This window comes from Acinetobacter sp. RF14B, assembly GCF_006864105.1.
GTDB classification, from domain to species: domain Bacteria; phylum Pseudomonadota; class Gammaproteobacteria; order Pseudomonadales; family Moraxellaceae; genus Acinetobacter; species Acinetobacter lwoffii_C.
Map to the genome: position 1 here is coordinate 1 of NZ_SMTB01000132.1, position 4,669 is coordinate 4,669.

General features: G+C 46.9%; 2 protein-coding genes and 1 pseudogene. All 3 read left to right on the forward strand.

Going from position 1 to position 4,669, the window contains the following annotated elements:
• On the forward strand, nt 1-970 hold a 970-nt coding region (locus tag E2K52_RS13420), incomplete at its 5' end, for an efflux RND transporter periplasmic adaptor subunit (RefSeq protein WP_151205537.1).
• Nucleotides 960-4,109, forward strand: coding sequence for an efflux RND transporter permease subunit (locus E2K52_RS13425; protein WP_151205538.1), 3,150 nt, complete (start codon nt 960-962; stop codon nt 4,107-4,109). The genes E2K52_RS13420 and E2K52_RS13425, both read left to right, overlap by 11 nt.
• Nucleotides 4,110-4,580: 471 nt before the next feature.
• Nucleotides 4,581-4,669, forward strand: a pseudogene (locus tag E2K52_RS13430) (LysR family transcriptional regulator); the annotation flags it as partial.

Here is a 4,669-nt window from a genome sequence, read left to right on the forward strand (position 1 = left end):
GGTTGAAAAGCTGACCACATTGCCGGGCCGGTTGGTGGTCAATACCGACCAGCAGGCACATATTTCTCCGAACTTTAGTGGTCATGTCGAGCAGGTAAATGTAGCTTTAGGACAGAATGTAAAAAAAGGGCAAATACTGGCGGTACTTTCTGTACCTGAGCTGATCGACCAGCAGGCGAATCTGAGAATGGCGGAAGCCACTCTGGAACTGGCCCGTCAGGAATATCAGCGTGAACAGCAGCTCTGGTCACAGGGAATATCAGCAAAACAGGATTACCAGCGTGCCGAAAGTGCCTATCGTCAGGCCCAGATTAGTGTGCAATCTGCCAAGGCACGTTTAAATGCCTTGGGCGCAAGTGGCAATAATAATGGCCGTTTTCTGATTCGAGCACCAATCTCGGGCGTGATCAGCCAGAAGGATATTGTGGTCGGTGAAAATGTCCAGCTGGCCGACCAGTTATTTGTGATTGAACAGTTAAAAGACTTATGGCTTGAATTTAATCTGCCAAATCAGTTTCCAGGCCAGTTGCAACCAGGCCAAACGATTGCTTTTAAGAGCAATGGCTCCGAGCAAAGCTATACCGCCGTCATTCAAAGCTTAAGCCCTCAGGCCGATGTGCAAACCGGGCGTCTGGTGGTACGCGCCAAGCTGAATGTCCAAGCTGACGAACTGCGGCCGAATGTCCTGGTGAATGTGCTGATTAGCGAACCATCTGCAAAAACTGCGTTGCGTATTCAAAAATCTGCACTGCAACAGATTGAAGGCGAGGACAGTATTTTCATTGTTGAGTCGCAAGAAAAAGGTCAGGTGCATTTAAAGGCCCAGCACGTCGTACTTGGACAAGTTTCCAGTGATGGCGAATGGCTGGAAGTGATTTCGGGTCTGAGTGAAGGACAAAAGTATATTAGCCAAGGCAGTTTCTTGCTGAAATCTGAACTGGAAAAAGATGAGGCAGGCCATGAACACTAATTCTGATCTGCCCAAAGCAGAAGGACTGTTTGAACGAATCATCCAGTTCTCAATTCAAAATGCCATTTGGGTCATTCTCTTTGCCTGTACCTGGATTGCAGTCGGGATTTACAGCTATCAGAAATTACCAATTGATGCGGTACCTGACATTACCAATACCCAGGTTCAAATCAATACTCAGGCGAATGGTTTTACGGCGCTTGAAGTCGAACAGCGGATTACCTATCCCATTGAAAATGCCATGGCCGGGATTCCTGATCTGGAACTGACCCGTTCCATTTCGCGTTATGGCTTATCGCAGGTTACTGTCGTTTTTAAAGATGGCACCGATATTTATTGGGCCCGTCAGCAGATCAACCAGCGGGTACAGGAAGTGCAGTCTGAACTTCCTGCGCAAATTGCCCCGACCATGTCTCCCGTTTCCACAGGTCTGGGAGAGATTTATCAATGGGTACTTAAAGCCGACCCGAATGCCATAAAGCCGGATGGAAGTGCATATACGGCGATGGATTTACGCGAGATTCAGGACTGGATTGTGCGTCCTCAATTGCAGCGTGTGCAGGGTGTTGCAGAGGTGAACAGCATAGGCGGCTTTGAGAAAACGTATGTGGTGTCACCTGATCTGAACCGTATGCAGCAGCTGAAAATCTCATTAGACCAGCTTCAGCAAACATTGCAGGAGAATAATGAAAACCGGGGAGCTGGATTCATTGAGGACAATGGGCAGCAGTTGACGGTACGTGTACCGGGTACACTCAACCAACTCTCTGATATTGAAAATACCATGATCGCCAGCCCAAATGGCGATCCGATTCGGGTCGGAGATATTGCCCAGGTATCTATTGGGCACGATTTAAGAACCGGTGGCGCCACTTATAATGGTGAGGAAACGGTGCTGGGCATTGCCATGATGGCAATGGGAGAAAATAGCCGGACAGTTTCTCAGGCGGTGCATGCCAAGATTCAGGAGGTGCAGAGCAGCCTGCCTAAAGGGATCAGTATTGAAACGGTGTATGACCGTACCACACTGGTTGAAAAAGCCATTCAGACCGTACAGAAAAACCTGCTGGAAGGGGCCATTCTGGTCATCATCATCCTGTTTCTGTTCTTGGGAAATATTCGAGCAGCTTTAATTACCGCCTGCGTTATTCCATTGTCGATGCTGTTTACCTTAACCGGGATGGCACAAAAAAATATCAGTGCCAACCTGATGAGTCTGGGCGCTCTTGATTTTGGCATCATTGTGGATGGAGCCGTGGTAATTGTTGAAAACTGTATTCGCCGCTTGGCCCATGCCCAGCAACTGCTCAAACGTCCTCTTAGTCAAAGTGAACGCTTTAAAGAAGTTTTTCTGGCGGCACGACAGGCACGCCGTCCCCTGATCTTTGGCCAGTTAATCATTTTGGTGGTCTATCTGCCGATTTTTGCTTTAAGTGGTGTAGAAGCAAAACTGTTTCATCCTATGGCTTTAACGGTGGTATTGGCGCTGGTGGCTGCCATCATCCTGTCCATTACTTTTGTACCTGCGGCAGTGGCGCTATGGGTAAAGGGAGATATTCAGGAAACAGAAAGCCGCTGGATGATCTGGCTCAAGACCCGCTATCAAAACGTGCTGGATGGTGCTTATCACTATAAGGCCGTGGTGTTGACCTTTGCGATTTGCCTGTTGGTACTGACGGGTTTGCTTGCCACTAAAATTGGCAGCGAGTTTGCACCACAATTAAGCGAAGGGGATTTTGCCGTACAGCAGTTACGCTCACCCAGTACGGGTCTGGAAGAATCCTTGCGCATGCAGGAAAATACCGAAAAACTGTTACTGAAAAATTTTCCGGAAATTAAAACGGTATTTGCCCGTACCGGTACGGCTGAGGTGGCCACCGATGTGATGCCACCGAATATTTCCGATGGCTATATCATGTTGAAACCGCATGAAGAATGGCCTGATCCGAAAGAGACCATTGATGAGCTGAGAACTCGAATGGTCGCTTATCTTGCCACACTACCGGGAAATAACAGCGAGTTTTCTCAGCCCATTGAACTGCGTTTTAATGAGCTGATTTCCGGAGTGCGTAGTGATGTCGGAGTGAAGGTTTTTGGTGATGATATGCAGCTGCTTAATAGCGAAGCTGAAAAAATCGCCAAAATTATTCAGCAGATCGCAGGCAGTAGCGCAGTGCAAGTGGAGCAAACCTCAGGTCTGCCTTTACTCAATATTGAAATTGATAAAGCTCTGGCTGCCCAATATGGACTCAGTGTCAGATCTATTCAGGATGTGGTGGCTGCCAGTATTGGCGGGCGCAGTGTCGGAGAGATTCTGGAAGGAGACCGCCGTTTTGATTTTGTCATCCGCCTGAGTGATCAGGAGCGTAATGTCGCAGCTGTTGCGCAATTGCCCTTACAACTTGCCAATGGGGGCAGTATTGTGCTCTCTGATATTGCACAGGTTTCGACCATTGAAGGCATTAATCAGGTCAGTCGGGAAAATGGTAAACGTCGAATTGTGGTCACAACAAATGTTGAAGGCCGTGATTTAGGTTCTTTTGTCTCTGAGCTGCAAGCCCGGCTCAAAGAATACAATTTGCCCAGCGGTTACTGGATTGAATATGGTGGACAGTTTGAAAATCTGGCTTCAGCCAAGGCCCGAATGCAAATCGTAATTCCATTGGCCTTAATTACGATTTTTATTTTACTTATGGCCGTCTTTCACAACGTCAGGGAAAGTCTGCTGGTGTTTACCGGTGTTCCATTTGCTCTGACAGGCGGCGTACTGTTTTTATGGCTGCGCGATATTCCCCTTTCAATGTCAGCAGGAATTGGCTTTATTGCCCTCTCTGGGGTTGCAGTGTTGAATGGGCTGGTCATGTTGACCTTTATCAAGGAATTAAGAGATCAATATTCCTTGCATGAAGCGGTATGGCAGGGGGCAATCTTAAGGCTCAGACCAGTACTGATGACTGCCTGTGTTGCCTCACTGGGTTTTGTGCCGATGGCACTGGCTACCGGTACAGGGGCCGAAGTACAAAGACCGCTAGCGACAGTGGTGATTGGCGGAATTATTTCCTCTACTTTACTGACATTGGTGTTGTTACCGGTACTGTATCGCTGGATGAATCATTCCAGACAAAATCGTGATGCCTGATGACCAGTCTATGAAAAAATGAAATCACCATACTCAGGATGATTCTAGAATTGTCCTGAGTCTTCTATTTTACTGTGTGCTGCCCTAAGCAGAATGGCTGTTCATGTCCTGTACCTCGTTAGGTAATATATCTATTTAGCGATGTCTGGATATTTCATTTCAGATGAATAACTTGTTTTATAAAAAGATCAGGCTTGGATTGAGGTTTTCTGTGGCGAATCAGTATGGTCCTTGGGTAAATTTCAGCACATATTTAATATGGATGTAGGGATAACCCTGAATAGGGATTAGTGTGATCATGCGATAGCTGCTGTTTAAAACAGGAGAGATTTTATTAAAACTATCATCCCATTACTTGAGGTGAGAAAAATTCATTGATTTTATATTAAGATGATTTAAATTAAGCCAGATCGGAAGGGCTCAGTTATTTCCGGAATGGAATAAGCCATTTTTATATTTTGGGTATTACGCATGCTAGAACTACGACATTTAAAAACACTGACCGCTTTACGAGAGCATGGCTCGCTCGTCGCAGCAGCGGGGGACCTGTGCCTAACCCC